The 280-nt window shown below is 52.1% G+C and carries 1 protein-coding gene; it reads right to left on the bottom strand.

Annotated elements, in window-relative coordinates:
* Positions 1-280, bottom strand: a 280-nt coding sequence (locus ERX37_RS11320) for a collagen-flanked surface repeat-containing protein (RefSeq protein ID WP_208001702.1), incomplete at both ends; no start/stop codon positions are given.

The raw sequence follows: 280 nt of genomic DNA, 5'->3' as shown, positions 1-280 counted from the left end.
CCGCACCATCTTTGATCACTGTTGTTGTTGTCGTGCCATCTGGATTCGTGATCGTCACTGTGTGTGTACCGTCTCCATTGTCGACTACTGTCGCCGTTGGTGATACGCCATCTTTACCGTCTACTCCATCAACACCGTCTTTGATGACTGTTGTCGTTGTTGTGCCGTCTGGATTTGTGATCGTCACTGTGTGCGTGCCGTCGCCGTTGTCGACTACTGTCGCCGTTGGTGATTCGCCGTCCGCACCATCTTTGATCACTGTTGTTGTTGTCGTGCCATC

The organism is Macrococcus hajekii (genome assembly GCF_004359505.1).
GTDB lineage: Bacteria > Bacillota > Bacilli > Staphylococcales > Staphylococcaceae > Macrococcus > Macrococcus hajekii.
The sequence above is the reverse complement of the archived record's forward strand: the minus strand, read 5'-3'. Positions and strand labels throughout refer to the sequence as shown.